At 71.8% G+C, this 25,363-nt stretch carries 25 protein-coding genes; 8 read left to right on the plus strand and 17 right to left on the minus strand.

Annotated elements, in window-relative coordinates:
- Positions 1-75: 75 nt before the first annotated feature.
- Together AC1DPN_RS11750 and AC1DPN_RS11755 are read left to right on the plus strand one after the other, a co-directional pair.
- Entirely contained in the window at positions 76-726 is a 651-nt protein-coding gene (locus tag AC1DPN_RS11750) for a potassium channel family protein (protein ID WP_477085204.1), read from the plus strand.
- Complete coding sequence (locus AC1DPN_RS11755; protein ID WP_477084922.1) at positions 723-1,397, plus strand: potassium channel family protein; 675 nt, start codon at positions 723-725, stop codon at positions 1,395-1,397. Before AC1DPN_RS11750 ends, AC1DPN_RS11755 begins: the two co-directional genes overlap by 4 nt.
- Here the strand turns inward: AC1DPN_RS11755 and AC1DPN_RS11760 are convergent.
- The 4 genes from AC1DPN_RS11760 to dut form a co-directional block, all read right to left on the minus strand.
- Positions 1,330-2,094 carry a DUF3159 domain-containing protein gene (locus AC1DPN_RS11760; RefSeq protein WP_477084923.1) on the minus strand — a complete coding sequence of 255 codons (765 nt, stop codon included), beginning with the start codon at positions 2,092-2,094 and terminating at the stop codon, positions 1,330-1,332. The genes AC1DPN_RS11755 and AC1DPN_RS11760 overlap by 68 nt on opposite strands.
- Positions 2,087-2,455 carry an OB-fold nucleic acid binding domain-containing protein gene (locus AC1DPN_RS11765; RefSeq protein WP_477084924.1) on the minus strand — a complete coding sequence of 123 codons (369 nt, stop codon included), beginning with the start codon at positions 2,453-2,455 and terminating at the stop codon, positions 2,087-2,089. Before AC1DPN_RS11765 ends, AC1DPN_RS11760 begins: the two co-directional genes overlap by 8 nt.
- On the minus strand, positions 2,452-3,216 hold the full coding sequence (locus AC1DPN_RS11770) for a DUF3710 domain-containing protein (protein ID WP_477084925.1): 765 nt from the start codon (positions 3,214-3,216) through the stop codon (positions 2,452-2,454). The genes AC1DPN_RS11765 and AC1DPN_RS11770 overlap by 4 nt, the downstream gene beginning before the upstream one ends.
- Before the next feature lie 127 nt (positions 3,217-3,343).
- Positions 3,344-3,814 carry a dUTP diphosphatase gene (dut, locus tag AC1DPN_RS11775; protein WP_477084926.1) on the minus strand — a complete coding sequence of 157 codons (471 nt, stop codon included), beginning with the start codon at positions 3,812-3,814 and terminating at the stop codon, positions 3,344-3,346.
- 38 nt (positions 3,815-3,852) lie between these two features.
- Between dut and AC1DPN_RS11780 the strand changes: the two genes are divergently transcribed.
- Positions 3,853-4,335, plus strand: coding sequence for a DUF3093 domain-containing protein (locus AC1DPN_RS11780; protein ID WP_477084927.1), 483 nt, complete (start codon positions 3,853-3,855; stop codon positions 4,333-4,335).
- A 76-nt stretch (positions 4,336-4,411) separates the two neighbouring features.
- On the opposite strand, the gene AC1DPN_RS11785 is transcribed toward AC1DPN_RS11780, so the two are convergent.
- Together AC1DPN_RS11785 and AC1DPN_RS11790 are read right to left on the minus strand one after the other, a co-directional pair.
- On the minus strand, positions 4,412-4,711 hold the full coding sequence (locus tag AC1DPN_RS11785) for a DUF4193 domain-containing protein (RefSeq protein ID WP_056090713.1): 300 nt from the start codon (positions 4,709-4,711) through the stop codon (positions 4,412-4,414).
- A 163-nt stretch (positions 4,712-4,874) separates the two neighbouring features.
- Positions 4,875-5,681, minus strand: coding sequence for an inositol monophosphatase family protein (locus tag AC1DPN_RS11790; RefSeq protein ID WP_477085205.1), 807 nt, complete (start codon positions 5,679-5,681; stop codon positions 4,875-4,877).
- 122 nt (positions 5,682-5,803) lie between these two features.
- On the opposite strand from AC1DPN_RS11790, the gene sepH reads away from it, so the two are divergent.
- On the plus strand, positions 5,804-6,862 hold the full coding sequence (gene sepH, locus AC1DPN_RS11795) for a septation protein SepH (protein ID WP_477084928.1): 1,059 nt from the start codon (positions 5,804-5,806) through the stop codon (positions 6,860-6,862).
- Between the two features lie 7 nt (positions 6,863-6,869).
- On the opposite strand, the gene AC1DPN_RS11800 is transcribed toward sepH, so the two are convergent.
- Genes AC1DPN_RS11800 through AC1DPN_RS11815 form a run of 4 tightly spaced genes read right to left on the minus strand, consistent with a single transcriptional unit; the run spans position 6,870 to position 12,032 of the window.
- Positions 6,870-7,511 carry a thymidine kinase gene (locus AC1DPN_RS11800; RefSeq protein WP_477084929.1) on the minus strand — a complete coding sequence of 214 codons (642 nt, stop codon included), beginning with the start codon at positions 7,509-7,511 and terminating at the stop codon, positions 6,870-6,872.
- A 32-nt stretch (positions 7,512-7,543) separates the two neighbouring features.
- Complete coding sequence (locus AC1DPN_RS11805) at positions 7,544-8,740, minus strand: alkaline phosphatase family protein (protein ID WP_477084930.1); 1,197 nt, start codon at positions 8,738-8,740, stop codon at positions 7,544-7,546.
- On the minus strand, positions 8,737-9,312 hold the full coding sequence (locus tag AC1DPN_RS11810; protein ID WP_477084931.1) for a DUF5998 family protein: 576 nt from the start codon (positions 9,310-9,312) through the stop codon (positions 8,737-8,739). The genes AC1DPN_RS11805 and AC1DPN_RS11810 overlap by 4 nt, the downstream gene beginning before the upstream one ends.
- Positions 9,313-9,350: 38 nt before the next feature.
- Positions 9,351-12,032 carry a bifunctional acetate--CoA ligase family protein/GNAT family N-acetyltransferase gene (locus AC1DPN_RS11815; protein ID WP_477084932.1) on the minus strand — a complete coding sequence of 894 codons (2,682 nt, stop codon included), beginning with the start codon at positions 12,030-12,032 and terminating at the stop codon, positions 9,351-9,353.
- A gap of 114 nt (positions 12,033-12,146) precedes the next feature.
- On the opposite strand from AC1DPN_RS11815, the gene AC1DPN_RS11820 reads away from it, so the two are divergent.
- Positions 12,147-14,621 carry a DNA gyrase/topoisomerase IV subunit A gene (locus AC1DPN_RS11820; protein ID WP_477084933.1) on the plus strand — a complete coding sequence of 825 codons (2,475 nt, stop codon included), beginning with the start codon at positions 12,147-12,149 and terminating at the stop codon, positions 14,619-14,621.
- Between the two features lie 8 nt (positions 14,622-14,629).
- Here the strand turns inward: AC1DPN_RS11820 and AC1DPN_RS11825 are convergent, their stop codons facing one another.
- The 3 genes from AC1DPN_RS11825 to AC1DPN_RS11835 form a co-directional block, all read right to left on the minus strand.
- Positions 14,630-15,415 (minus strand): lysoplasmalogenase, encoded by a 786-nt coding sequence (locus AC1DPN_RS11825; protein ID WP_477084934.1) that lies wholly within the window; start codon positions 15,413-15,415, stop codon positions 14,630-14,632.
- Between the two features lie 123 nt (positions 15,416-15,538).
- A complete protein-coding gene (locus AC1DPN_RS11830; protein ID WP_477084935.1) occupies positions 15,539-16,570 on the minus strand; it encodes a GNAT family N-acetyltransferase in 1,032 nt (343 codons plus the stop codon).
- 42 nt (positions 16,571-16,612) lie between these two features.
- Entirely contained in the window at positions 16,613-18,739 is a 2,127-nt protein-coding gene (locus AC1DPN_RS11835) for a DNA gyrase/topoisomerase IV subunit B (RefSeq protein ID WP_477084936.1), read from the minus strand.
- Positions 18,740-18,968: 229 nt separating this feature from the next.
- Between AC1DPN_RS11835 and AC1DPN_RS11840 the strand changes: the two genes are divergently transcribed.
- The gene (locus AC1DPN_RS11840; RefSeq protein WP_477039510.1) at positions 18,969-19,178 is read left to right on the plus strand and encodes a DUF7455 domain-containing protein; all 210 of its coding nucleotides are present in this window, start codon (positions 18,969-18,971) and stop codon (positions 19,176-19,178) included.
- A gap of 100 nt (positions 19,179-19,278) precedes the next feature.
- On the opposite strand, the gene AC1DPN_RS11845 is transcribed toward AC1DPN_RS11840, so the two are convergent.
- The 4 genes from AC1DPN_RS11845 to AC1DPN_RS11860 form a co-directional block, all read right to left on the minus strand.
- A complete protein-coding gene (locus AC1DPN_RS11845; protein WP_477084937.1) occupies positions 19,279-19,956 on the minus strand; it encodes an FMN-dependent NADH-azoreductase in 678 nt (225 codons plus the stop codon).
- A 224-nt stretch (positions 19,957-20,180) separates the two neighbouring features.
- Complete coding sequence (locus tag AC1DPN_RS11850; RefSeq protein ID WP_477084938.1) at positions 20,181-21,725, minus strand: RNA polymerase sigma factor; 1,545 nt, start codon at positions 21,723-21,725, stop codon at positions 20,181-20,183.
- 183 nt (positions 21,726-21,908) lie between these two features.
- Entirely contained in the window at positions 21,909-22,304 is a 396-nt protein-coding gene (locus tag AC1DPN_RS11855; RefSeq protein WP_477084939.1) for a universal stress protein, read from the minus strand.
- A gap of 118 nt (positions 22,305-22,422) precedes the next feature.
- Positions 22,423-23,556: a DUF4192 domain-containing protein gene (locus AC1DPN_RS11860; RefSeq protein ID WP_477084940.1), complete on the minus strand. Its 1,134-nt coding sequence runs from the start codon at positions 23,554-23,556 to the stop codon at positions 22,423-22,425.
- Between the two features lie 129 nt (positions 23,557-23,685).
- Between AC1DPN_RS11860 and AC1DPN_RS11865 the strand changes: the two genes are divergently transcribed.
- Positions 23,686-24,222: a hypothetical protein gene (locus AC1DPN_RS11865; RefSeq protein ID WP_477084941.1), complete on the plus strand. Its 537-nt coding sequence runs from the start codon at positions 23,686-23,688 to the stop codon at positions 24,220-24,222.
- A gap of 10 nt (positions 24,223-24,232) precedes the next feature.
- Complete coding sequence (locus AC1DPN_RS11870; protein ID WP_477084942.1) at positions 24,233-25,354, plus strand: polyprenyl synthetase family protein; 1,122 nt, start codon at positions 24,233-24,235, stop codon at positions 25,352-25,354.
- Positions 25,355-25,363 lie beyond the last annotated feature (9 nt).

Below are 25,363 nucleotides of genomic sequence, written 5' to 3' on the forward strand. Positions count from 1 at the left end.
GACGCTCGGAGCACGTGGAGGAGGTCTCACGACCGTCCTCCGACGTATAGCGTGCGCACTGTGCACTTCGTGATCATGGGATGCGGGCGCGTCGGTGCCACGCTCGCTCAGAACCTCGAGGAGAACGGTCACTCCGTCTCCGTCATCGACCAGAACCCCGAGGCGTTCCGACGCCTCGACGCGGGCTTCGAGGGCAACAAGGTCACGGGCCTCGGCTTCGACCGCGACACCTTGAAGCAGGCCGGCATCGAGGACGCGTTCGCGTTCGCGGCGGTCTCCGACGGCGACAACTCGAACATCCTCGCCGCCCGCGTGGTGCGCGAGACGTTCGGCATCGAGAACGTGGTCGCCCGCATCTACGACCCGCACCGCGCGGAGATCTACCAGCGCCTCGGCATCCCGACGGTCGCGACGGTCCGCTGGACCGCGTTCCAGGTGCTCCGCCGCCTGCTGCCCATGGGCGCCACCGACGAGTTCCGCGACTTCTCCGGCAAGATCCAGCTCTCCCAGATCGACATCCACTCCGGCTGGGTGGGCAAGCCGCTGCGCACCCTCGAGGAGGCGAGCGGCGCCCGCGTCGCCTACGTCACCCGATACGGCGAGGGCACCCTGCCGACGCCGACCACCGTCCTGCAGGAGAACGACACCGTGCACGTGCTGCTGCTCGCCGCCGAGTCCGCGCTCGTCGAGCGCATCCTCACCTCGCCGCCGGCGGTGTCCGCATGAGGGTCGTGATCGCCGGGGCCGGTTCGGTCGGCCGGTCCATCGCCCGCGAGCTGCTCGGCCACGGGCACGAGGTCACCCTGATCGACCGTCAGCCGTCGGCGATGCGCGTCTCGCAGGTGGCCGACGCCGACTGGTTGCTCGCCGACGCGTGCGAGCTGCCGACGCTGCGCCAGGTGAAGGCCGACGAGGCCGACGTCGTCGTCGCGGCCACGGGCGACGACAAGGCCAACCTCGTCATCTCTCTGCTGGCCAAGACGGAGTTCGGGGTCCCCCGCACGGTCGCGCGCGTGAACAACCCGAAGAACGAGTGGATGTTCGACGAGGCGTGGGGCGTGGACGTCGCCGTGTCGACGCCGCGCATCATGACGGCCATGGTCGAGGAGGCCGTGACGGTCGGCGACCTGGTGCGGATCTTCACGTTCCACCAGTCGCGCGCGGACATCCTCGAGCTCACGCTCCCCGAGGACTCCCCGCTCGCGGGCGTGCGGGTGGGTCAGATCGAGTGGCCGGCCGACACCGTGCTCGCCGCGATCGTGCGCGACACCCGGCCGATCGCACCGACGGCCGACGACACCCTCGAAGGGCGCGACGAGCTGCTGTTCGTCACGGGGCGGGATGCCGACGAGTCTGAGCTGGAAGCGCTGCTGACCCGCGGAGCAGGATCCAGCTGATCCACAGCGCCAGCGCGGTCCCGGGCACGCCCATCACGAGCTTGGCCGTACCCAGCCAGCCCGTCTCGGACGCGTAGTACAACGGGACCTGGACCAGCAGACGCAGTCCGAACAGGCCCACCAACGGCCAGGTGGCGATCGCATACCGGCGGCGAAGGTCGCGGTCGGACCGCCAGGCGACTGCACCGGCCCAGGTGCCCTCGCTCGACAACGGTCCACCCTCGCGGAAGAAGCCGAGGGCGAGACCGACGAGCGGCCAGCCGACGACGATCGAGCCGAGCGTCGCGAGGAAGCAGGCGACGTTGACCCAGAGCCCGTACGCGAAGTAGTTGTTCGCATCGCCGGTCCGCCAGGCCCAGATCACGCCGATCCCGACGCCGAGGAGCCCGCTGAACGCCTGGGTGACGGGTGTGCGCTGCACGAGCCGGACGACCACTGCGACCAGCGCGGCCGCACCGGCGGCGATGAGAGCAGGCTTGAGGGTCTGGCCCGTGGCGATGTAGACGACGACGAACAGCAGCCCGGGCGTCACGGACTCGACGATGCCCCGCACGCCACCGACCGCGTCCATGGCGGAGAACTCGTCGCCGGACAGCGCGCGAACTCCGCGCAGGCCACCCTCGTCGGGCGGGACCACGTCGTCGAACACCTCGAGCAGCTCCTCGGCGGGGTCCGTGCCCGCCGGCTGGTCACTCACCTGGACGCGGCCTGAGCTCGTAGCGGGGGTTGAACACCGTCCGGCGACCGTCGACGAGGCACACGAGTCCCTCGATCTTCAGCCGTCGACCGGGCGAGATGCCGGCGATCTCCCGACGGCCGAGCCAGACGAGGTCCAGCGCACCGCTGCCGTCGTAGAGCTCGGCCTCGAGCGCCGGGACGCCTTCCCGCGGACGCAGGGTGACGGACCGGATGACGCCCGAGACGCTGGCGCGCGAGCGGTTGTTCAGCTGGTCGACGGGCGTACAACCGACCGACCGGTGCGCGTCCTGGCGCTCCTCGTCGGCCTCGATCTCGGCCTGCGACGCGACCGCCATCTTCAGGCGTTCCTTGAGGCTCATCGGGTCTCCGTGATCTCGGGCCCGCGCGTGAGCGGGTCGAAGCTCGGCGTCTCGTCGGCCTCGACGGAGGGGCCCGACTTCTTGACCTCGGGGTTCGCGGCTCCCGGGAGCGTGAGCGTGAGCAGGTCGCGCGGCGCGCGAGCCTCGGTGCCACGCACGACGACGATCCCCGCGAACACCTTCTCGAGCGGTACGGCTGCGGCCGGTTCGACCGCGGCACGGCCGGTGAGCACGCCGCGCACGAACCAGCGCGGGCCGTCGGCGCCGACGAACCGGGCGGGCCGGTGGCCGGTGCGGCCCTCGGGCGTGCGGATCGGCAGCCGGGCCAGCAGCTCGCGACCGAACGGGCCGGGCAGGTCGTCGACCGAGCCGCCCTGCTGGGTCACGGACTCGGCGATCTCGGCGCGGATCTCGTCCCAGATGCCGTCGGTGCGCGGTGCGGCGAACGCCTGGACCTGCAGCGACGATCCGTCGAGGAGCACCGACGCGGCGGAGACGGTGTCCGTCGCCTTGTCGATCTCCATGCGCAGCTCCATGCCCTCCACGCCGGGCAACCTGATCGCTCCGAGGTCGACCCGCGGGATGTCGTCGGTCACCTCGTCGGAGTCCCACGGCCCCCCGGTGCGCTGGAACGGCTCGGAGGCGTCGACGTCGACGACCTCGTCGAGCGCGTCGGCTCCCGACTCCTCGCCGGGTGCGTCGACGGCGCCGAGCGCCTCATCGGTGGCGGCATCCTTCCCGCCACGTCGGAACAGACCCACGTTGTTCACTCCTTCTCGACGCGCGCATCGCGGCGCACGTTCGTCCCGCACGAGAGCAGACGGCGCTGCTGCCCGACGGCACGGCTTCTACCTACCCAAAGACAGTAGCCCCGCTGCGGACACCGACCTACCCGATCGGTGCCGACTTCCACCCGCCGCTGGACCCGAATCCCCCGGCACCTCGGTGCGATCCCGGCAGGTGCTCGACCGCGACGAACCGCACGCGCTCGACCCTCTGGATCACGAGCTGGGCGATGCGGTCGCCGCGGTGCAGCTCGATCGCGTGCTCGACGTCGGTGTTGAGGAGCGTCACCGCGATCTCCCCGCGGTACCCGGCGTCGACCGTCCCCGGCGCGTTCACGATGGTCAGGCCGTGGCGCATGGCCAGCCCGGACCGGGGGTGCACGAACGCAGCCAGGCCGTCGGGCAGCGCGATCGCGACGCCCGTCGGGACCGTCACGCGACCCTGCGGCGGGATCACCACGTCGATGCGGGTCACCAGGTCGGCACCGGCGTCTCCGGGGTGCGCGTACGTGGGCTCGGGCAGGTCGGGCTCCAGGAGCTGGAGGAGGACCTCGGGGGTGTGGTCGGCCGTCACGGGGCCAGACCCTACCGCCCGGATGGGATGCTGGGGGCATGCCCGATGTCCCCGGTGGCGCTCCGCTGCCCGCACCAGTCCCGACGCGCACGGTGTTCGACGAGCGACTCACCCTGGGCGTGCTCGGCTGGGTGCTGCTGTGCGTCTTCGCCGTGATGGTCGGGATCGCGTTCGTCCCCGTCGACGAGGTCCTCGCGGTGGTCGTGGGGCTCGGGGTGCTCGTGGCGGGGTTCTTCGCCCTCGTGGCCACGGCGCCCGTCGTCAGGGTCGACGGCACCACCGTGCGCGCCGGCCAGGCACACATCCCCCGCGACCTCGTCGGGGGTGCCGTCGCGCTGGACGCCGCGCAGACGCGAGCAGAGCTCGGCCCTCGGCTGGACGCCCGGGCGTACCTGTGCCAGCGCGGCTGGATCCACACCGCGGTCCGCATCGAGCTGGTCGACCCGCTGGATCCCACGCCGTACTGGATCGTCTCGACGCGTCGTCCGGACGCCCTGGTCGCAGCGTTGACCCAGCACTGACGGCCCCGGACGCAGCAAGGCCGGCCGCCCCAGTTCTGCGGGGCGTCCGGCCGAGGCTGGTTCGACGGGTGGTGCGTCAGGCGGCGCACTCCGAGCAGACGGGTCGGCCGTCGCGCTCGTAGGCGAGCTGGCTCCGGTGGTGCACCAGGAAGCAGCTCGAGCAGGTGAACTCGTCGGCCTGGCGGGGCAGCACGCGCACGGAGAGCTCTTCACCCGAGAGGTCGGCTCCAGGGAGCTCGAACCCTTCGGCGGCCTCGGTCTCGTCCTCGTCCACCACGCCCGAGTTCTTGTCGGAACGCCGAGCCTGGAGCTCCTGGAGCGAGTCCTCGCTCAGGTCCTCCTCGGTCTTGCGCGGGGCGTCGTAGTCGGTAGCCATGTCTGGCGTCACACTCCGTGTCTTTGGGGGGCTTCGTACGCGAGATCAATGCGCCGTGCTGGCGTTTTGTTCCCGGTCGCGGTGGGATTCTGCACTAGATCGCTGGGATTCGCGAGCAGTGGGAGAACTTCATGCTCGAACGGCCCCTGGTCGCCGCTGTTGGTCAACCGTCCTGGTCAGCGTTCGACGCCTCGAGGTAGGACACCAGCTCCTCGACGCGTCCGGGTGGTCCGGCGACCGTCATGTCCTCGCCCGCGGGCCGCCCCCGCAGGCCTGTGACCACAGCACCAGCCTCCTGGGCGACGAGCGACCCGGCCGCCAGGTCCCAGGGCTGCAGGCCTCGCTCGTAGTACAGGTCGAGACCGCCCGCAGCGAGCGTGCAGAGATCCAGAGCCGCCGAACCGATGCGACGGATGTCACGTACCTGCGGGAGCAGGTCGGCCACGACGCGGGCCTGGGACCGACGACGCGACGCGACGTAGCCGAAGCCTGTGCCGACGAGGCAGTCGATCAGCGGCTGCGGTTCGTTGACCCGCAGCGGCCGCCCGTCGAGGGTCGCCCCCTGCCCCAGGCCCGCCAGGAAGACGCGGCCGTCCGCGGGGGCGACGACGCAGCCGGCGAGCACGGTCCACGTCGCCGGGTCCGGGTCGGCGCCGTCGGGCGAGGTCACGGCCGCGACCGACACGGCGTAGGCGGGAAGCCCGTAGAGGTAGTTCACCGTGCCGTCGATGGGGTCGACGACCCACCAGGTGCCCGACCTGCTCGAGGTCAGCGAGTCCTCCTCGCCGAGGATGCCGTCCTCGGGTCGCAGCACCGCGAGCCGTCGGCGCAGCAGCGCCTCGGAGGCGAGGTCCATCGCCGTGACCACGTCCTGCGCGCTCGACTTGGTGGCCGCCACGGAGATCTCCCCCTCGCGGCCCGCCCGCACGAGCGTGGCAGCCTCCCGGGCGATCGTCTCGGCAACCTGCATGAGGGCACGGGTGGTTTCGCTCACCGGGTCATCCTGTCAGCGCCGGCCGCGGCACACCGTCCAGCGTCCACGGCTCCGGGCCCGATCGATGGCACGCTCGTCCCGAGGTACTGGGAGGTCGTATGGCTGAGCTCGAGCTGGTGGGTCTGCACGAGGACGGGGAGCATCTCGTCCTGGTGGGTCCGGACGGAACGCGATACCGGGTGCGCATCGACGAACCACTGCGCGCTGCGGTGCGTCGCGACCGGCCGCAGCTCGAGCAGCTGCGCGCCGAGAGCGCGGGCACCCTGAGCCCCCGGGAGATCCAGGCACGCATCCGCGCAGGCGCCACGACGCAGGAGGTCGCGGACTCCGCCGGCCTGCCGATCGAACGTGTCCGCCGCTACGAGGGGCCCGTGCTCGCCGAGCGCGAGCACATCGCCGAGCAGGCCCGTGGCACCCGCGTCGGTCGCGAGACGGGCGCCCCCGTACTAGGCGACCTCGTCACCGACCGTCTCGCGGCGCGCGGCGTCGACCTCGCGTCCCTGGCCTGGGACTCTGCCCGGGACACCGACGGGCCGTGGGTCGTCCTCGCCCGGTTCTCGGTCGACGGCTCCGAACGTGAGGCGCGCTGGACGTTCGACGCGTCGAAGCGCTCGGTCGTGGCCGACGAGGACGAGGCGCGCTGGCTGTCCGAGACCGAGCTCCCCGACGAGCCCGTCTCGCGCCGGCACCTGGCGGCGGTCCGTGACGTCGTCTTCGACTTCCAGCCCGACGGCACCACCGTCCGCACGGCCGGTGTCGGTGTCGTCGAGGCACCCGAGCCAGAGCCCGTGCCCGACCCGCAGGCCGAGACGGCGGCGCTGCTCGACGACCTGCGCGAGCGTCGCGGCGTGCGTCAGGCGCTCGAGCTGGAGGACGACGACTCCGAGGAGTTCGAGGGCTTCGGGCCGCAGCACGCCTTCGACTTCGGGCGACCGGACGTCCAGGCACCCGGCGCGCACCCGCTCGACGCGGACTCCGCCGAGGAGGCTGTGGTCTACCCCGCCCCGGTCATGCTGCCGTCCCCGACGCCCGTCGCGCTGGCCGCGGACACGTCGGACACCGACGACACCCCGGAACGCCCGAGGGCGGCCTCACGTCGTGGACGCGCCAAGGTCCCGAGCTGGGACGAGATCGTCTTCGGCGCGAAGCCCGAGTAGGTCCCGTCTAGAAGTCGAGCGTCTGCATCGACGGCGAGGCGGCGCGCGCCGCAGCCGCCGTCATGCGGCGCATGTGGTGCCGGCGGCACAGCACCTCGTAGCCGACCACGTCGGCGCCGGAGTCGACGTCTCCGACGACCACCTGCTCGCCCTCGACGACCATCGTCCCGCCGACGGTCCGGGCGTTGTGGGTCGCCCGCGCGCCGCACCAGCACAACGCCATGACCTGGAGCACCTCGACGCGGTCCGCGAGCTCGACCAGGCGGGCGGCCCCCGGGAACAACCGTGCGCGGAAGTCCGTGGAGATCCCGAACGCGAAGACGTCCACGGCGAGCTCGTCGACGACCCGCGCCAGCTGCTCGATCTGCAGCGGGGTGTAGAACTGCGCCTCGTCGCCGATCACGTAGTCGACCGGGTGCCCGTGCGTGCGGCGCGCGATGACATCAGCCCAGAAGTCGGTCGAGTCGCCGACCTCGTGGGCCTGCTGCGTCAGGCCCAGACGCGAGGAGATCGTCGCCTTCCCTGCGCGGTCCTGCCGCGTGAACAGGACGCCGTCACGCCCGCGTGCGACGTGGTTGTGGTGCATCTGGAGCGCCAGGGTGGACTTGCCGCAGTCCATCGTCCCGGAGAAGAAGACGAGCTCGGCCACCGGTCAGGCACCACCCTTCGGACGACGGCCGCTCATGCGACGACTATGCACGGGACGAGCATCTCGTGACGGGTCAGCGAGCCGTGCACGCCGACGAGATCGAGCGAGGCAGGCGACTGCGTCGCGGAGTCCACGACGCTCGCCCGTCCGGTCATCGCGACGACGACGTCACCGATGATCGGCGAGACGTGCGGGGCAACCTCCCCGAACCACCCGTGGTCGGTGGCGTCTGCTCGTGTCGCGACGACCGCCGCCGACCCGAGGACCTCGCGCCACCGCGCCACGACGTCGAGCGGATCGGTGCCGCGCGTCAGGTGCAGGTGCAGCGCGCGCGGCTCCCCCGCGGCGAGCTCGACCCCGGCGCCGAGAAGCGGCTCGGTGGCGACGTCCCAGCGCTGGCTCAGGTCGACGTCGACCATGCCGTGGTCGGCCGTGACCAGCAGCAACGTGTCCTTGGGCAGGCTGCGCGCCAGGCGCCCGAGCTCGGCGTCGAGCTCGGCGAGAGCGTCGCCCCACTGCAGCGATCCCCACCCGTGATGATGTCCGGCCTTGTCGACGTCGCCCCAGTACAGGTAGGCGACCCCCGGGCGGCGCAGCGCGGCCACGGTCGCGTCGACGCGGGCCGCGAGCGACTCCGCGCTCGCGTAGACCGGCCCGCGCAGGGCGGCCTCGGTGAGACCAGAGCCTGCGAACCGCGACGGTCCGATGCTCGTCACGGCGGTCCCGGCACCGGTCATGTGCTCGAACATGGTGGTCTCTCGCTGCCACTCGCGCGCGGGGGGCAGTCCGGTCCAGCTCACCAGGTTGCCGAGCTCGCCGGTCGCGGGGTCGCGCACCGTGTAGCCGAGCATGCCCGTGCGCCCTGGCGGCACCCCGACCCCGAAGGTGCCCATGGCGGTCGCGGTGGTGGAGGGGAACGTGCTCGTGAGCGGCGAGGACGAGCCCAGCTCGCGACGCAGGAACGGTGCGTGCCCAGCGCGTTCCGACAGGTTGGCGTACCCGAGCCCGTCCACGAGGACGACGCACACGCGCGACGCGGAGGGCAGTGCCAGGATCCGCTGCGACTCGACCGCGCCGGGGATGTCGAGGCCCAGCGAGCCAGCGACGGCGGGAAGGACCCGACCCAGGCACGGGAACGACGAGTTCGGCTCGATCAGCTCGGCGGCCTCGAGCTCCGCATCCAACGTCGTGGCCGAGACGACCGACTCGAGACGCTCGACGTCGGTCATCGGGCGCGCGCGCTGGCCGCCGAGAGCTGACGCGCGAAGGCTGTCGCTGCGCGGACCGAGTCGGCCCCCTCGGCGAGCGCGCTGACCCGGACCACCACGTCGTCCGGGGCCAGCGTTCCGGTGAGCCCATGGTCGGCGTCACAGTTCGGGTCGCCGCACGTGGCGGGCTCGAGGTCTACGCGGGAGACCGCGCCCCAGCCGATCACGAGGGTGAGCTCGGAGGCGCCGCTGCCAGCCTTGTGCTTGTCGGGCTGACCGACCACGTGGGTCAGGGCGACGGACTTCAGCTCGGCGAGGGGAACGGCCTCGGTCGTCGCCGACGCGCTGGCCGACGGGTGCTCCGAGTCGGCCGGGTGGTCGTCCACGTGGGCGACCACGAGCCGGGTGGGCGTCAGGACGAGGACCGTGACGTGGCGACGCACCTCGGCGGCGTCGAACGTGGTCTCGGGGTGGACGAGATGGGCGACGACGTCCTCGTCGGCCAGGGCCACGTCGAGCACGTCGCTGACGAGCTCCGGGTAGTAACCGGCACGGTGGAGGTCGACACGCAGGTCGGTGGAAGGTGCAGACACCCGGACATCCTCCCACTCGTGGCGACGGGTCGGACCGCTCACGTGGACGACAGCCTTCTGGTGGCGTCGGCGCGGTCGGCGTGCGCTACCGCTGCCCGGGCTCCCAGGACCGACGCGCCGCGCTCGGAGACGACGACGGGGTTGAGCTCGAGCGACCTCAGCTCGGGGAGGTCGTCGGCCAGGACAGACACACGGGCGATGAGGTCTTCGAGGGCACCCACGTCGAGCGCGGGCAGCCCGCGATAGCCGAAGAGGCGTGGGGCCGCCCTCGCCGACCGCACGAGCTCCGCGACGTCGACGTCGGTCAGGGGCGGCACGCCGTAGGCCACGTCGCCCAGCAGGTCGGATGCGTCTCCCGCGAGCCCGAAGCTGATGATCGGCCCGAAGAGCGGGTCCTCGACGGAGCGCACCACGCACGCGGACCCGTGGGGTGCCATGGCCTGGACCTCGAGCGGCAACCCGCCGTTCGCGGAGTCGCCCGACAGTGCGAGCACCTGCTCGACGTCGCCGCGCAGCTCGACCTCGTCGGCGACGTCGAGACGCACGCCGCCCAGGTCGGCCCGGTGCCGCAGCGCTTGCACGGTGGTCTTGAGGGCGACCGGCCAGCCGATCCGCTCGGCTGCCGCGACGGCCTCGTCCGCATCGGCCACCAGGAACGACGGCACCACCCGGACGCCCACGGTCGCCAGGAGCTCAGCGACGCGGTCGGGGTCCAGCGTGAGGACGTCGACCTCCTGCTCGGCGAGCCAGCCGGCCACGAGCCGACGAGCCGTACGCGTGTCAGCGCCCGTCGGGTGCAGCGGAACGCCACGGTCGACGGAGCGCCAGCGTGCGTACCCGGCGGCCCTGCCCAGAGCGAGCGCACCGTCCTCGGGTGTGCTGTAGGCGGGCACCGTCCACGACCGCCCCTCGGCGTCCGACGCCGTGAGCTCGGGGGTCACACCGTGCAGCTCGTCCATGCACGCCACGGTGGTGCGGCCCGTGCGCGCCGCGGCCACCGCGAGCTCGGCCTGCAGAACCGGATCGGGACCGCCGACCGTCGGGATCCGGACGGCCACCACGACATCGCTCTCCGGGTCGGAGTACAGCGTGGCGACCGCGTCACGGACCGCGTCCGCGTCCGCGTCCTCGGCGAGCAGGACCACGCGCCCCGAGACCACGAGCCCCGCCGCCGTCGCGGCCTCGGCGACCAGCGCGGCCGTCGAGGCGGAGCTGGCCAGGATCGCCGTCCGTCGCCCCGCCGGGAGCGGCTGGTGGGCGAGAACCTGCGCCACGTCGAGCATCTGGTGCGTGTTGTCGACGCGCACGACGCCCGACTGCCGGAGCATCTCCGCGAGCGTGCGCGGCGGCGCATGCGTCGCACGGACCGCGTGCCCCGGCGGGACGACCTGGCCCGAGCGACCAGCGGTGACCACGACCACGGGCTTCAGCAGGGCCAGCCGACGTGCGACGCGGGAGAACTTGCGCGGGTTGCCCAGCGACTCGAGGTACAGGCCGACGACGTCCGTGCTGTCGTCGTCCGCCCAGAACTGCATCAGGTCGTTGCCCGAGACGTCCGCGCGGTGGCCGGCCGAGACGAAGCCCGAGAGCCCCATCCCCCGTCGGCCGACCGCGGCGAGCAGCGCGACGGCCATGGGTGCCGACTGGCAGAACAGCCCGATCCGGCCCGGAGGCGGGGGTGTGCGGGCCAGGGAGGCGTTGAGCAGTCCACCCTCGCGGTGGGCGAGCAGACCGAACGACGCCGGCCCCACGAGGCGCATCCCGGCCCCGTGCGCCGCCCGCAGCAGCTCGCGCTGCAGCTCGAGGCCCGCGGGCCCGTTCTCGGCGAACCCTGCGGTCAGCAGGACAACACCCCGCACACCGAGCCGGGCCAGGTCGCGCACGACGCCGACGCAGTCCTGCGCGGGGACGGCGACGACCGCGAGGTCGACCGGTCCGAGGACGTCCACGAGCGCGGGTGACTCGACACCAGGGACGCCGACCGCGTGCCGGACCAGGTCCTGGTCGCCCGCGCCGAGGTCCGCCCACACGCTCGCGGCGAGCCGACCGACGAGGGACGCGTCGTCCTCCCCCGGCCCGACCACGACAACGGAACGCGCCTCGAGGAGCTGCCGCACCGACCGCGCCTCGGCCCGGTGCTCGCGGTCCGCCATGACGGCGAGCGACCGGTCCGTCGGGTCGATGTCGAAGGCGAGGGCGACGACGCCGTCCTCGGTGCGCTGCGCCACCACGTAGCCCGCGTCTCGGAACACCGAGATCATCCGCCCGTTCTGCGGGAGGACCTCGGCGACGAAGCGCCCGACCCCCCGTTCCCGCGCGGCGGCGGCGAGGTGCTCGAGCAGGACCGAGCCCACCCCGCGGCCCTGGTGCGCGTCCGAGACGTTGAACGCGACCTCCGCGTCGTCGTCGCCGATCCGGTCGTAGCGGGCCACGCCGATGATCTGCTCGACCCCGTCCACCTCGGCGACCGCGACCAGCGCCACGCGGTCGAGGTGGTCGACGTTCACCAACCGCTGCAGGTCGCGCTCCGACAGGCGCTCCATCGCCGCGAAGAAGCGCAGGTAGATCGAGCGCTCCGACTGGCTCATGTGGAACGCCTGGAGGGCGTCCGCGTCGCTCGGCAGGATGGGACGCACTCTCGTGGTGGAGCCGTCGTGCAGCACGACGTCCGCCTCCCACCCGGCCGGGTATGCGGGGGCGTCGCCTGCGACGTCTGCCATGTCCGTCAGGCTAGTGCGGTGCCCTGCGCGCCGCGGCCTGTCGGAGCCCGGTTTTGCGCGCAGACAGTCCACAATGGTCGGCGCACAGCAGTCCTGCCCCGAGGAGCACCAACGATGGCGCGTCGCCCCGCGACCCCCGACGTCCCGCCTGAGGACATCGTCGAACGCATCGTCGACATCGACGTCGCGACCGAGATGGAAGGCTCGTTCCTCGAGTACGCGTACTCCGTCATCTACTCGCGTGCCCTGCCCGACGCCCGGGACGGCCTCAAGCCGGTGCAGCGCCGGATCCTCTTCCAGATGTCGGAGATGGGCCTGCGCCCGGACCGCCCGTACGTGAAGTCCGCCCGCGTGGTCGGCGACGTCATGGGCCGGCTCCACCCGCACGGCGACACGGCCATCTACGACGCGATGGTGCGTCTCGCGCAGCCGTTCTCGCTCCGGCTGCCCCTGATCGACGGCCACGGCAACTTCGGCTCGCTCGACGACGGCCCCGCCGCTCCCCGGTACACCGAGGCGCGCATGGCTCCGGCGGCCCTGGCCATGACTACGGGCCTCGACGAGGACGTCGTCGACTTCGTCCCGAACTACGACAACAAGCTCACGCAGCCCGAGGTCCTCCCCGCGGCGATCCCGAACCTCCTGGTCAACGGCGCAGCAGGCATCGCGGTCGGCATGGCGACCAACATGGCGCCGCACAACCTCATCGAGGTCATCGCGGCGACCCGTCACCTCGTGCTGCACCCGGACGCGACGCTGGAGGACCTCCTGCGGTTCGTCCCCGGCCCGGACCTCCCCTCGGGCGGCAAGATCGTCGGACTCGACGGCGTCCGCGACGCGTACCGCACGGGCCGCGGCGCGTTCCGGACCCGCGCGACCGCCCGCATCGAGAACGTGACGCCCAAGCGCAAGGGCATCGTCATCACGGAGCTGCCCTACGGCGTCGGGCCCGAGAAGGTCATCGAGAAGGTCAAGGAGGGCGTCCAGACCAAGAAGCTCACCGGCATCTCGGACGCCATGGACCTGACCGACCGGACCCACGGGCTGCGGCTCGTGATCGAGGTCAAGACCGGGTTCGTGCCTGAGGCCGTCCTCGAGCAGCTCTACCGGTTCACGCCGCTCGAGGACTCGTTCTCCATCAACAACGTCGCCCTGGTGGCGGGTCAGCCCCGCACTCTCGGCCTGCGTGAGCTGCTGGTCGTCTGGGTGGAGCACCGCCTCGTCGTGGTGCGACGCCGCTCGGAGTTCCGCCTGGCCAAGCGGCTCGAACGCCTGCACCTGGTCGAGGGCCTGCTGATCGCGATCCTGGACATCGACGAGGTCATCCAGGTCATCCGCGCCTCGGACGACTCCGACACCGCGCGCGCCCGGCTTCGCACCGTGTTCGACCTGTCCGAGCCGCAGGCCGAGTACATCCTCGAGCTGCGTCTGCGCCGACTCACGCGGTTCTCCCGGATCGAGCTCGAGAAGGAGCAGGAGCAGCTCGCCACGGAGATCGCCGAGCTGCGCGAGATCCTGGCCGACGAGGCCCGCCTGCGTGCGCTCGTGTCACAGGAGATGGCCGACGTCGCCGCGACCTACGGGACCCCTCGTCGCACGATCCTGCTGGAGTCCGCAGGTGGCACGTCGGTGACGGGCGCTCCTGCCGCACGAGGTGCCGCCGCACCGCTCGAGATCGCGGACACCGCCTGCTGGGTCCTGCTGTCCGGTACCGGCCTGCTCGCCCGGACGGCGTCCGACGAGCTCCCCGCCCGCGTCGAGGGCGCCCGGCGCACCAAGCACGACGTGGTCTCGGGGACGGTCTCGACGACCGCCCGTGCCGAGATCGGCGTCGTCACGTCGCAGGGGCGCATCGTTCGCGTCTCCGTCCTCGACCTGCCCTCGCTGCCGCCGACGGACGGCACCCCCAACCTGTCGGGCGGCGTGCCCCTGGGCGAGGTGGTGACGCTCCTGCCGCGCGAGCGCGTGGTCGGCCTCACGTCCCTGGCCGCAGACGCACCGACCCTCGCGCTGGCCACGACGCAGGGCACCGTCAAGCGCGTGACGGCGGGCGACATCCCCGGCAACCGTGACGCGTGGGAGGCGATCGCGCTCAAGGACGGCGACGAGGTGGTCGGCGCGGTCGCGGTCACCGACACCGATGAGCTCGTGCTGGTGTCGTCGGACGCCTCGCTCCTGCACTTCGCCGCGTCCGCCGTCCGGCCGCAGGGGCGTGCCGCGGGCGGCATGGCCGGGATCAAGCTCGCCGCCGGGCAGCGGGTCGTCGCGTTCGCTGCGGTGCCCGAGGACCAGGCGGACAGGGCGGTCGTCGTCACGGTCGCCGGCGCCACCGGGGCTCTGCCGGGCACCCAGGCCGGGTCCGCCAAGGTGACCCCGTTCGAGGCGTACCCCGGGAAGGGACGCGCGACGGGCGGCGTCCGTGCGCACCGGTTCCTGCGGAACGAGGACGCCCTGATCCTCGCGTGGGTCGGTCTGGCGCCCGCCTGGGCGACAGGCTCGGCCGGCCAGCCGATCGAGCTGCCGGCTCTCGACCCGCGCCGCGACATGTCCGGCACCGCGCTGAGCGCGCCCGTGCACGCGGTCGGCTGAGCCCGGTCTCAGCGCGCCGGGACCCGCTGTCGGCTCAGCGCTCGCGCGGCGCGGACCATCGAGACGACGTTGTCGGGCACGCCCGGCCGGCCGACGACCGGTCGCGGTGCAGGCTCGGGCGCGCGCCGCTGCCGAGCGTTGCGTTCCACGACGGCGACAGCGATGAGGGCCTGGGCCAGCACGTAGGTGAGCATGACCCAGAAGTCCTGGTGCGCCAGGTCCCACGACGGCACGAACTCGCCGAGCGCGATCAGTGCGTCCGAGACGAGGAAGATCGCGCCACCGATCCCCGCGAGCCGGCTGACCCCGGTCGACAGCACCGCCATCGCCGCGAGGCAACCGCCGTACACCGCCACGGGGATCAGCAGCGTGCCGGCACCCTGCGCGCAGGCACCGACCATGACCACCAGGACGACCGCGTAGGGCAGCAGGAGCACCGGACGACGGTGCAGCACCGAGCGCCGGGCATCAGGCGCGAACGCAACGATGAACGCGATCTGCGCCATGAGGAAGAAGCCGACCATGACGAGGAACGACGCGTCGTCGGCGACGAGGGACGGCACGAGGTCGCCCAGCCAGGAGAAGCCGAGGGCGACCACCACCCAGGTCACGAGGTGCCCGCGCGGCCACCGGGTCGCAGCCATGAGCGCTCCGGCCAAGAGCGGCATGAGCGCCCACTGCGTCACCCGGGCAGCCGTGTCCGCACCGATCCACTCCGCCGCCAGCTGGACGAGTGCGACCGCCACGAAGGCGACGACCCAGATGCGCGCGGCAAAGGACAACGAGCGTCCCACGACGACCTCCCTCGAGGCCGGACGTCGTCGTCCGGCTGACGTGCGTGCGAGACGTCGTCGTCCCGTCGCGCCCGAGGATAACCGACCCGGGATGCACCCCAGGACGAGCCCGCGGGTGACGTCCTACAGCTCGATCGAGTAGAGCGTCGAGCTGTGGTAGACCACGTAGCCGAGGTCGGCGTAGAGCTTGTGCGCACCGGACGGGTTCGCGGTGTCGACGCCGAGCTCTGCGTACTCGATCCCGTCGGCCCGGTAGGCCGTCATGGCCGCACTCAGCAAGGCCCCCGCCAGCCGTCGGCCCCGCCAGGCGCGCCGCACGCCGAGCAGGTCCGTGTACCCCGCGCTGTACCCGTTGAGCTCCCAGTCCTGCTCGAACTTGGACGACATGAGGTAGCCCGCGACCTCGCCGGTGGCGTCCTCGATCGCGGCGAGGCTCCACGCCGGTGCGAACATGCTCCGGCCCTGCGACCACTCAGCGGCCGTGCGCGGTTCGCTGCCCCAGTGGTCGGCGAACGCCTCGTTGTGGGCGAGGCGGACCTGCTCGTCCAGCTCGGTCGACCACGGCACGATCGTGAGGCCGTCGGGCGCCGGGATGCCGGGCAGCTCGACGTCGAGCGGCCGCTTCATCTCGGCGTAGTACCGAACCGGCGTGAGGCCGCCCGCACGCAGGAGCCGGGTGGTGGCCACGGCGCCGTCGTCGACGAACGACGCCAGCCGCGCGGGCAGCTCCTTGCCCGACTCGGCCAGCTTCTGGCGACCACGGCCGTCGGACCAGGCGAGGACCTGACGCCCGATCCCCCGGCCGCGCCACTGCGGGTCGACTCCGCCGTCGAGGAATGCACGCACCACGCGCAGGTCACCGGGTGGCTGGTTGATCGACGCGTACGCGCGGATCCTGCCCTCGGCGTCCACGCCACAGAGCGTGTCGAGGTCGTGGTTCTTCCAGTCCCCGTCGAACTCCTCGTCGATCTCCTCCTCGGAGGTGCGGTACGGCCGCTTCTCGGCCTCCTCGATCGCGGCGACCAGGCGGGCGAGCTCGGGGACGTCGTCACGGGTCAGCGGTCGCCACGTCAGGCCACCGACCCCGTCCATGCTCGGCAGGTGTCGTGGGGCGGCGACGCGCTCGACGATGGGCGCCAGATCGGTGGAGGTCACCGGGCCACGATCCCGGTCCCGCCCACGTCGGGCAACCGGATTTCAGGCGTCGATGCGGCTGCGGTCCAAGCCGTCGGCACCCGCGACGATGAAGTCCTTGCGCGGCGCGACGTCCGAACCCATGAGCAGCTCGAAGATCTCCTCGGCCCGCTGCGCACCCTCGACGGTGACCCTGCGCAGCGTGCGGTGCCGCGGGTCCATCGTCGTCTCGGCCAGCTGGTCGGCGTCCATCTCGCCCAGGCCCTTGTACCGCTGGATGTCGTCCTTGTAGCGCTTGCCCGACCGGTCCAGCTTCTTCAACGTCGCCGCCAGCTCGGCCTCCGAGTACGTGTACACGTACTCGTTCTTGCGCCCGCCACCGCCGATCACCTCGATCCGGTGCAGCGGCGGCACGGCCGCGTACACGCGCCCGTCCTCGACCAGCGGGCGCATGTACCGGAACAACAGCGTGAGCAGCAGGGTGCGGATGTGCGCGCCGTCGACGTCGGCGTCGGTCATCAGCACGATCTTCCCGTAGCGCGCCGCCTCCAGGTCGAACGTGCGACCCGACCCGGCACCGACCACCTGGATGATCGCCGCACACTCGGCGTTCTTGAGCATGTCCGAGACCGAGGCCTTCTGGACGTTCAGGATCTTGCCGCGGATGGGCAGCAGCGCCTGGAAGTCGGAGCTGCGCGCCAGCTTGGCGGTGCCGAGCGCGCTGTCCCCCTCGACGATGAAGAGCTCGCTGCGGCCCACGTCGTCGGACCGGCAGTCGGCGAGCTTGGCCGGCAGGGAGCTCGTCTCGAGCGCGTTCTTGCGGCGCGAGATCTCCTTCTGCTTGCGCGCGGACAGGCGGGCGCGCATCTCGCCGACGATCTTGTCCAGCAGCAAGGACGACTGCGCCTTGTGGTCGCGCTTGGGCGAGGAGAAGATCGCGGCCAGCTCGGTGTCCATGACCCGCGCGACGATCGCCCGCACCGCTCCGGTGCCCAGCACCTCCTTGGTCTGCCCCTCGAACTGCGGCTCCGCGAGTCGGACCGTGACGACGGCGGTCATCCCCGCGAGGACGTCCTCCTTGTCGATCCGCTCGGACGTGTCGCGCGCGGAGATCTTGAGCCGGCGCGCGTTCGCCTCGACCTGCTTGCGCAGCGTGCGCAGGAGCCCGGCCTCGAAGCCGGCCATGTGCGTCCCGCCCTTAGGCGTCGAGATGATGTTGACGAAGCTGCGGACCTCGGTGTCGTAGCCGGTCCCCCAGCGCAGCGCCACGTCGACCTCGCAGAGCCGGGACACCTCCTGCGCGGTCATGTGGCCACGCTCGTCGAGCACCGGCACGGTCTCGTGGAACGTGCCCGACCCGGTCAGGCGCCACGTCTCGGTCACTGCGGGGTCCGGCGCCAGGTGGTCGACGAAGTCCACGACTCCACCGCTGTGCAGGAACGTCTCCTCGTGCGGCCCGTCCGCGCCGGGCGTGCCCGCGATCCCGCGCTCGTCGCGGACCATCAAGGTCAGACCCGGCACCAGGAAGCTCGTCTGCCGGGCGCGCGTGACCAGCTCGTCGTAGGCGAAGACCGCCGTCTTCGGGAAGATCTGCGGGTCCGCCCAGTAGCGCACGCGCGTCCCGGTCCTGGCGCGGGCGACCTTGCCGCCCAGCTCGAGCTGCGAGCCCGAGACGAACGGTTCGAACGTCGAGTCCGGGCCGATGCCGCCACGGTCGTCGAACGTCCCCGGCTCTCCCCGGCGGAACGTCATGCGGTGCGTCCGGCCGTTGCGGTCCACCTCGACGTCGAGCCGCGAGGACAGGGCGTTGACCACAGAGGCGCCGACACCGTGCAGGCCGCCGGACGCGCCGTACGAGCCGCCGCCGAACTTCCCGCCCGCGTGCAGCTTCGTGTAGACCACCTCGACGCCGGTCAGCCCCGTCTTGGGCTCGACGTCCACGGGCACGCCACGACCGTTGTCGCGCACCTCGACCGACCCGTCGGCATGCAGCACGATGTCGATGCGATCTCCGTAGCCGGCCAGCGCCTCGTCCACCGAGTTGTCGATGATCTCCCACAGGCAGTGCATCAGACCGCGGCTGTCGGTGGTGCCGATGTACATGCCCGGGCGCTTGCGCACCGCCTCGAGGCCCTCCAGCACCGAGAGGTGCCGGGCGGTGTAGCCGGACTGGGAGGAGGTCGTCGTCACCGCCCGATCGTATCCGCCGACCCCGACGCAGCCGGGCTGCCATGCCGCTCGCGTCGGCACGCACACCCCTGGGCGGACACACGATCGACATTCGATCCGTCTGCCCTTGTTACAGCAGATCTCGTTTTGTTTCGGGACGGTCACAGTCGACTACGCGGTGAGCGAACCACCCGCTCTGGGTGCCTTCAAACCGCGGCGGGGATGGTTGTATTGATCTGTGACGGGGACCATGACGCAACCACTGACCGCAGCCGACCGCTGCGACCGCTGCGGCGCGCAGGCCTACGTCCGGGTCATCCTCCCGGTCGGAGAGCTCCTGTTCTGCGCGCATCACGCGCGCGAGCACGCGCCCAAGTTCGCTGCGCTAGCCACCCACGTGCAGGACGAGACCGATCGACTGCTCGCAGAGCACGGAGCCGGAGCCGGCGCCGCCACCTGAGCGCGCGGCACCACCGAGACGGCGACGAGGCCCGGACCACACAGGTCCGGGCCTCGTCCGTCTTCCGCTCGGCGCCGCAGCTTCTGCAGCTGGATGCCGCCTACGAGGCGATCGCCGTCGCAGTGACACGGTCGGCCGTGACGTCTGCCCAGTCGGCACTCGCCCCCAGCTCGCGCGCCTTCACGATCGCTCCGGCCAGCGCCGACTCACGCTGCTCGGGCGTCCCGTGCATCGGCTGACCGCAGACGAACTCGATGTCCGTGACCCCGATGAACCCGAAGATCGCGCGCAGATAGGGCTCCATGAAGTCGAAGGCGTGCATCGGCCCGCCGGCCGAGTAGTCGCTGCCCCGCGTCGTCGCGACGACCATCTTCTTGCCCAGCACCATCGGCTCGGGGTACCCCATCGAGTTGTACCGGAACGTGTAGCCCGGCTGCACGATGCAGTCGATGTAGTACTTGAGCGCGTACGGGATGCTGAGGTTCCACATCGGAACGGTGATCAGGTACGCGTCCGCAGCCGTGAAGTGCGCGATCAGCGCCTCGACGTGCGCCCACGCCTCGGCATGGTCCGGGTCGATCGGACGTCCGACCAGCAGGTCGTACTTCGCCTCGATGTTCTCGCCCTCCATCGAGGGCAGATCGTGGTCGTACAGATCGATGACGTCGACCGTGAGGTCGCGATGCTGCTCACGCAGGCTGGAGACGAACGCCTCCGACGCCTTCAAGGTGTTCGACGCTTCGTGACGTGGCGAGGCGATGATGTGGAGCAGCTTCATGTCCGACCCCTAGCGCAGTGATGGCGACCGACCCGCAGCCGGAAGGCAATCGCGGCACCGTTGCCGCTCACCTCTCGGATCGGACGATAGGGACCTCGTGTTTCCGTACGTATACATCTCTGTATCCACGGGATGAACAGGAGATACGCAACTCTGCGCCACACACGACGAGGCCCGGACCGTCCGGTCCGGGCCTCGTCGTGCGTTCGCGGTATGCCGCTCCGTCAGTCCAGGTAGTCGCGCAGGACCTGCGAACGCGACGGGTGGCGAAGCTTCGACATCGTCTTGGACTCGATCTGCCGGATCCGCTCGCGCGTGACCCCGTAGACCTTCCCGATCTCGTCGAGCGTCTTGGGCTGACCGTCGGTGAGGCCGAACCGCATCGACACCACGCCGGCCTCGCGCTCGGAGAGCGTGTCGAGCACCTGGTGCAGCTGCTCCTGAAGGAGCGTGAAGCTGACGGCGTCCGCCGGGACGACGGCCTCGGAGTCCTCGATCAGGTCACCGAACTCGCTGTCGCCGTCCTCACCGAGGGGCGTGTGCAGCGAGATGGGCTCGCGACCGTACTTCTGGACCTCGACGACCTTCTCGGGCGTCATGTCGAGCTCCTTGGCCAGCTCCTCCGGCGTGGGCTCACGGCCCAGGTCCTGGAGCATCTGGCGCTGCACGCGCGCGAGCTTGTTGATGACCTCGACCATGTGCACCGGGATGCGGATCGTGCGCGCCTGGTCGGCCATGGCACGCGTGATCGCCTGCCGGATCCACCACGTGGCGTAGGTCGAGAACTTGTAGCCCTTGGTGTAGTCGAACTTCTCGACCGCACGGATCAGACCGAGGTTGCCCTCCTGGATCAGGTCCAGGAACAGCATCCCGCGGCCGGTGTAGCGCTTGGCCAGCGAGACGACGAGCCGCAGGTTGGCCTCGAGCAGGTGGTTCTTGGCGCGGCGACCGTCGTTGGCGATCCACTCGAGCTCGCGCTTGATCTTGGGCTCCATGGTGACGCCCGCGTTCAGCCGCTCGTCGGCGAAGAGTCCTGCCTCGATGCGCTTGGCCAGGTCGACCTCCTGCTCGGCGTTCAGCAGGGCGACCTTGCCGATCTGCTTCAGGTAGTCCTTGACCGGGTCCGCAGTCGCGCCGGCGGTGACGACCTGCTGCGCCGGGGCGTCGTCGTCGTCGGCGTCGGAGTAGACGAATCCGCTGTCCTCGGACTCCTCCTCCTTGGCGGCGGGCTTCTTCTCGCCGTCCTCGGACTCGTCGTCGTCGTCAGCTGCCTCGACTGCCTCGACGACCTCGATCACCTCGGCGACGACGTCCACGACCTCGATCGCCTCGATGTCGATGTCCTCGCCGTCGACCGGTCCGTCCTCGGCCGGGTCGCCGTCGACAACCGGTGCCGCCTTGGCGGCGGGCGCTGCCTTCGCGGCCGGAGCAGCCTTCGCGCGGCTCGCCCTGGGCTTGGTCGCAGGTGCTGCGGCGCCCTCCTCGGGCGGCGCGACGACGGCCTTGGCAGTCGGACGCGCCTTGGCGCTCGTCGCGGCAGCAACGCGAGCCGGCGCGGCGGTCGGGTCGGCGACGGTGATGCCGGCGGTTGCGAGACCGCGGACGACGGCGCGCAGGCGCTTCGCGTCCTGGACGTCAGCCTGCTCGCACGCGGTGCGCAGCTCCTCGGCACCGACCGTGCCGTGGGTGCGGCCGCGAAGCACGAGCGCCTGAAGTGCGGGGTGCTCGAACTCTCGCGGAAGAGCGGGGTGCGGGGTCTGGGACGACACGAACGACCTTTCGGCAACGCGACACCGGGAGGGGCCGGGAGTCTAGATAGATATTGTACCGACCTCGCGAGGCTCTCGCCGTTACCTCGGGCAGGACGAGACAGCCGTCATCGACGGATTTCGCGGGGTTGCAGGGTCACAACGAACGAGAACACCGAGAGATTCCCGGTCAGGACGGTCCCGTCACGCCGGGCCGGGCTTCACTGTCAGGACCGGGCACGCCGCGTCGAACAGGACCCGCTGCGCGTTGGCACCGAGGATCAGCTTGCCCACCGGGCTGCGCCGGCGAAGGCCCAGGACGATGAGGTGTGCGTCGACCTGCTCGGCGGTCGAGATCAGGTCGTCGGCGACATCGCCGCTCTCCAGGAGCCGAACCTCGTGCTCGACACCGGCCTCCGTCAGCTTCACCCGCACCTGGTCCAGGTCGGCCTCCACGTTCGCCCGATCGGCCTCCGGCTCTCCGGGCTGCGCACTGACCACGACGACCACGGGCGTCTGGCGGCGATGCGCCTCGTCGACCGCCGCATCGAGAGCCGCCCGACCCTCCGGGGTGGCCAGGTAACCCACCACGATTCCCATCGGTCCTCCTGCCGTCTGCGGCGACGTCGCCTGTGCGTGACGCTACCGGAGGGTGGCGCGCACCACGACTGCATCCGTCCGTGTCCCGGCGGATCTCCCTCGAGGACGCCTGCGCAGGTCAGTCCACCGCCCGGCGCACCCAGCCCGGCGGTATGGCCGCATCGAGGGCGTCGTCGAGGAGCCTCGTCAACCGGTAGTCCGGGGCGGCGTCCAGCGCACCGTCGAGAAGCACGCGCGCCCGGGCGCCGTCACCGCGCCACCACGACAGCAGTGCGAGCAGCGTCAGAGCGGGCGCCTGCTCACCGGCCCGGCCGTGCGCCACGACCCCCTCGAGTGCGGCCTCGTGGACGGACGTGGCCGGCTGCGGAGGCGGGACGGCGCACGCGGGGTCGATGATCCGCGCCATCGCGGCCCCGAGCGCCCGGTCCACGTCGGCGGGGTCGTCCGCCGGGTCGGCGGACACCGAGCGTTCCGCCAGGTCTCCCGTGCCCGGGACGAGCGTGACGAGGATCGCGTCGCGCACCAAGCGGTCGTCGAGCCCGGCCTCGAGCCTTCCCCATGGCATCCGCGTTCCAGGACCGCCCTCGGCCGACACCCGGGCGACGACGTCCCGCCAGGCGGTCACGGACGAGAGCCGCCACGAGGCGATGTCCGCCGAACCCCCGACCAGCGCATCCTCACGATGCCGCTCCCACCGGCGGCGCGCCCGGGCGACCGTGCGTCGCCGCTCTGCAGGAGCGGGCCGGATACGCGCGATGTCCGCGCGCGAGTCAGCCACCGCGGATCCGGCCAGCACGAGCTCGGCGCCGACCTGGGTCGAGTCGAGGTCGATCAACGGGCGTCCGCCAGGAGGGCAGCAGTCGTCCTCGCACCCGAGCGACAGGTAGCCCGTCGACGACACGACCCACACCGGGACGTCGTCGAGAGCCGGCTCTGCGGTGTCACGGAAGTGGGCGGCGGCTCGGTAGGCGGCCCCGGAGCGGTCGCGCGGGTCGTCCTCCGTGTAGAGGACGAGAACGCACCGGGAGGCATCGTCCCGGCCCAGGTACGCCACGAGTCGACGGGCGAGGCCAGGTCCCTCCTGGGTGTCGGCGAGGTGGCTCAGGTCGACCCGTACCACGAGGCCGACGCGGCCCCGCGGGGATCGCAGGCTCACGGCGACTGCGCTGTCCTGCGGCCTGAACCCGAGTCGATGGGGCACGAGCGCGAGCAGCTCACGGATGTCGCTCATGCGGACTGTGGTGATCTCCATGGGTCCACCCCACCCGCTGCGAGGTCGCCGCAACGGCGTCGTCCCGCACCTGTGCACGGCCGAGGGCTGTGGTCGCGTCGAGCTCCCCAACGGTGCGGCAGGTGGAGCACCGGCGGCTAGCCTGGCCCGATGCTCAGATCGTCCCGCCCGCGCGCGCACGGCGCCGCAGCGCTCGCAGCAGGCCTCGCCGCGCTGCTGTGCACCGCCGGCTGCACGACGAGCGGTCCGGGCACAGCGACCCCGACGGCACCCACCGTGGTGACGGCTTCTCCCTCCCCGACCGAGACGCTCCTGCCCGGGTCCGACAGCCCGAACTCCGCTGTGGGCGAGGTGGTCGACGGGTTCCCGAGCGATCTGCTCCCCGTGCCGGCCGGCGCCGAGGTGCTGGTGTCGTCGGCGGAGCCCGTCGACGGCACGGACCTCACGGAGGTCAGCCTGAACCTCCGGACACAGCAACCGACCGGCGAGCTGCTCGCGGCCGTCAGCGCGCCGCTCGTCGCGGCCGGGTTCGTGGCGGGGACGCCCCCGGAAGCAGAGCCGGGCCTCGCCGCGCAGGCGACATTCGCTCGCGACAACGGTGCAGAGCTCCTGGTCGTCGGCATCCTCGACCGGGACGGCGAGCGCACGCTGACCGTCGGCGGGCGGGTCCGCACCGCATCACCGTAGGCTGCCCGGCGTGAGCCCCCAGCACCCTGCCCTCGTCGACGTCGAGGACGTCCGCTCGCGCATCGACGCCGTCCTCGCGCGTCACGTGAGCCAGCTGCGATCTGTCCTGGCCGCGGCGAGCGGCGACGCCGACCGGCTCGCCGATGCGGTCGCGCAGATGCTCTCGGGCGGCAAGCGCCTGCGCGCTGCCTTCTGCTACTGGTCATGGCGCGCGCACGGCGGTCTGCCGGGCACGCCCGAGGCCGACGCGGTCATCCGGGTCGGCGCCGCGCTCGAGCTCTTCCAGGCCGCTGCGCTGTTCCACGACGACGTCATGGACGACTCCGACACGCGTCGCGGGTTCCCCGCGGCACACCGGGCCTTCGCGGCGCTGCACGACGAGCACGGCCTGACCGGCGACGCCGAACGGTTCGGCATGTCGGCGGCCATCCTGCTCGGCGACCTGACCCTGGTGGCGAGCGAGCAGGAGTTCGCGGGCGCACTCGCTACCCAGCCGCTCCAGCGCGCGGAGCGGGCCCGGGCCGTGTTCGACCTGATGCGTACCGAGGTGACCGTCGGGCAGTACCTCGACGTGCTCGCCCAGGCGCTCCCGTGGGGCGACGACCCCGTGGCGGACGAAGCCCGGTCCCGCGAGGTGATCCGCGCCAAGGCCGCGCGCTACAGCGTCGAGCACCCGATCACGCTCGGGGCAGCGCTCGCCGACGCCGACGAAGCGTCCCTCGACGCGTGTCGTGCGCTCGGGCTTCCGCTCGGCGAGGCCTTCCAGCTCCGCGACGACCTGCTCGGCGTGTTCGGTGACCCGGCAACCACGGGCAAGCCGGCAGGCGACGACCTGCGCGAAGGAAAGCGGACCGTGCTCACGGCACGCGCCGTTGCGCGGGCTCGCTCAGCCGGCGACGCCACCACCGTGATGCTCCTGCGCACCCGGCTGGGCGACCGGCGACTGACCGACGCGGACATCACCGAGCTGGCCGACGCGATCAAGTCGACGGGCGCACCGGACGACATCGAGGAGCTGATCGACCAGCTGGCCGCAAGGGCCTTCTCGCTCATCGACGCCCGCGGCTGGCCGGAACCGGCGAACGAGCTGCTCGTCGGCCTGTCGCACGCTGCCGTGGACCGGCACGCCTGACGTCGAGGT

This window comes from Cellulomonas sp. P4_H4 (genome assembly GCF_056400865.1).

Bases quoted from the DNA above. Each gene is read 5' to 3' on its own strand.
- sepH (WP_477084928.1), top strand. From the start codon at position 5,804: ATGGCTGAGCTCGAGCTGGTGGGTCTGCACGAGGACGGGGAGCATCTC.
- AC1DPN_RS11790 (WP_477085205.1), bottom strand. From the start codon at position 5,681: ATGCAGGTTGCCGAGACGATCGCCCGGGAGGCTGCCACGCTCGTGCGG.
- AC1DPN_RS11845 (WP_477084937.1), bottom strand. From the start codon at position 19,956: ATGAAGCTGCTCCACATCATCGCCTCGCCACGTCACGAAGCGTCGAAC.
- AC1DPN_RS11840 (WP_477039510.1), top strand. From the start codon at position 18,969: ATGACGCAACCACTGACCGCAGCCGACCGCTGCGACCGCTGCGGCGCG.
- AC1DPN_RS11805 (WP_477084930.1), bottom strand. From the start codon at position 8,740: ATGACCGACGTCGAGCGTCTCGAGTCGGTCGTCTCGGCCACGACGTTG.
- AC1DPN_RS11815 (WP_477084932.1), bottom strand. From the start codon at position 12,032: ATGGCAGACGTCGCAGGCGACGCCCCCGCATACCCGGCCGGGTGGGAG.
- AC1DPN_RS11865 (WP_477084941.1), top strand. From the start codon at position 23,686: ATGCTCAGATCGTCCCGCCCGCGCGCGCACGGCGCCGCAGCGCTCGCA.
- AC1DPN_RS11855 (WP_477084939.1), bottom strand. From the start codon at position 22,304: ATGGGAATCGTGGTGGGTTACCTGGCCACCCCGGAGGGTCGGGCGGCT.
- AC1DPN_RS11785 (WP_056090713.1), bottom strand. From the start codon at position 4,711: ATGGCTACCGACTACGACGCCCCGCGCAAGACCGAGGAGGACCTGAGC.
- AC1DPN_RS11780 (WP_477084927.1), top strand. From the start codon at position 3,853: ATGCCCGATGTCCCCGGTGGCGCTCCGCTGCCCGCACCAGTCCCGACG.
- AC1DPN_RS11755 (WP_477084922.1), top strand. From the start codon at position 723: ATGAGGGTCGTGATCGCCGGGGCCGGTTCGGTCGGCCGGTCCATCGCC.
- AC1DPN_RS11860 (WP_477084940.1), bottom strand. From the start codon at position 23,556: ATGGAGATCACCACAGTCCGCATGAGCGACATCCGTGAGCTGCTCGCG.
- AC1DPN_RS11820 (WP_477084933.1), top strand. From the start codon at position 12,147: ATGGCGCGTCGCCCCGCGACCCCCGACGTCCCGCCTGAGGACATCGTC.
- AC1DPN_RS11765 (WP_477084924.1), bottom strand. From the start codon at position 2,455: ATGAGCCTCAAGGAACGCCTGAAGATGGCGGTCGCGTCGCAGGCCGAG.
- AC1DPN_RS11750 (WP_477085204.1), top strand. From the start codon at position 76: ATGGGATGCGGGCGCGTCGGTGCCACGCTCGCTCAGAACCTCGAGGAG.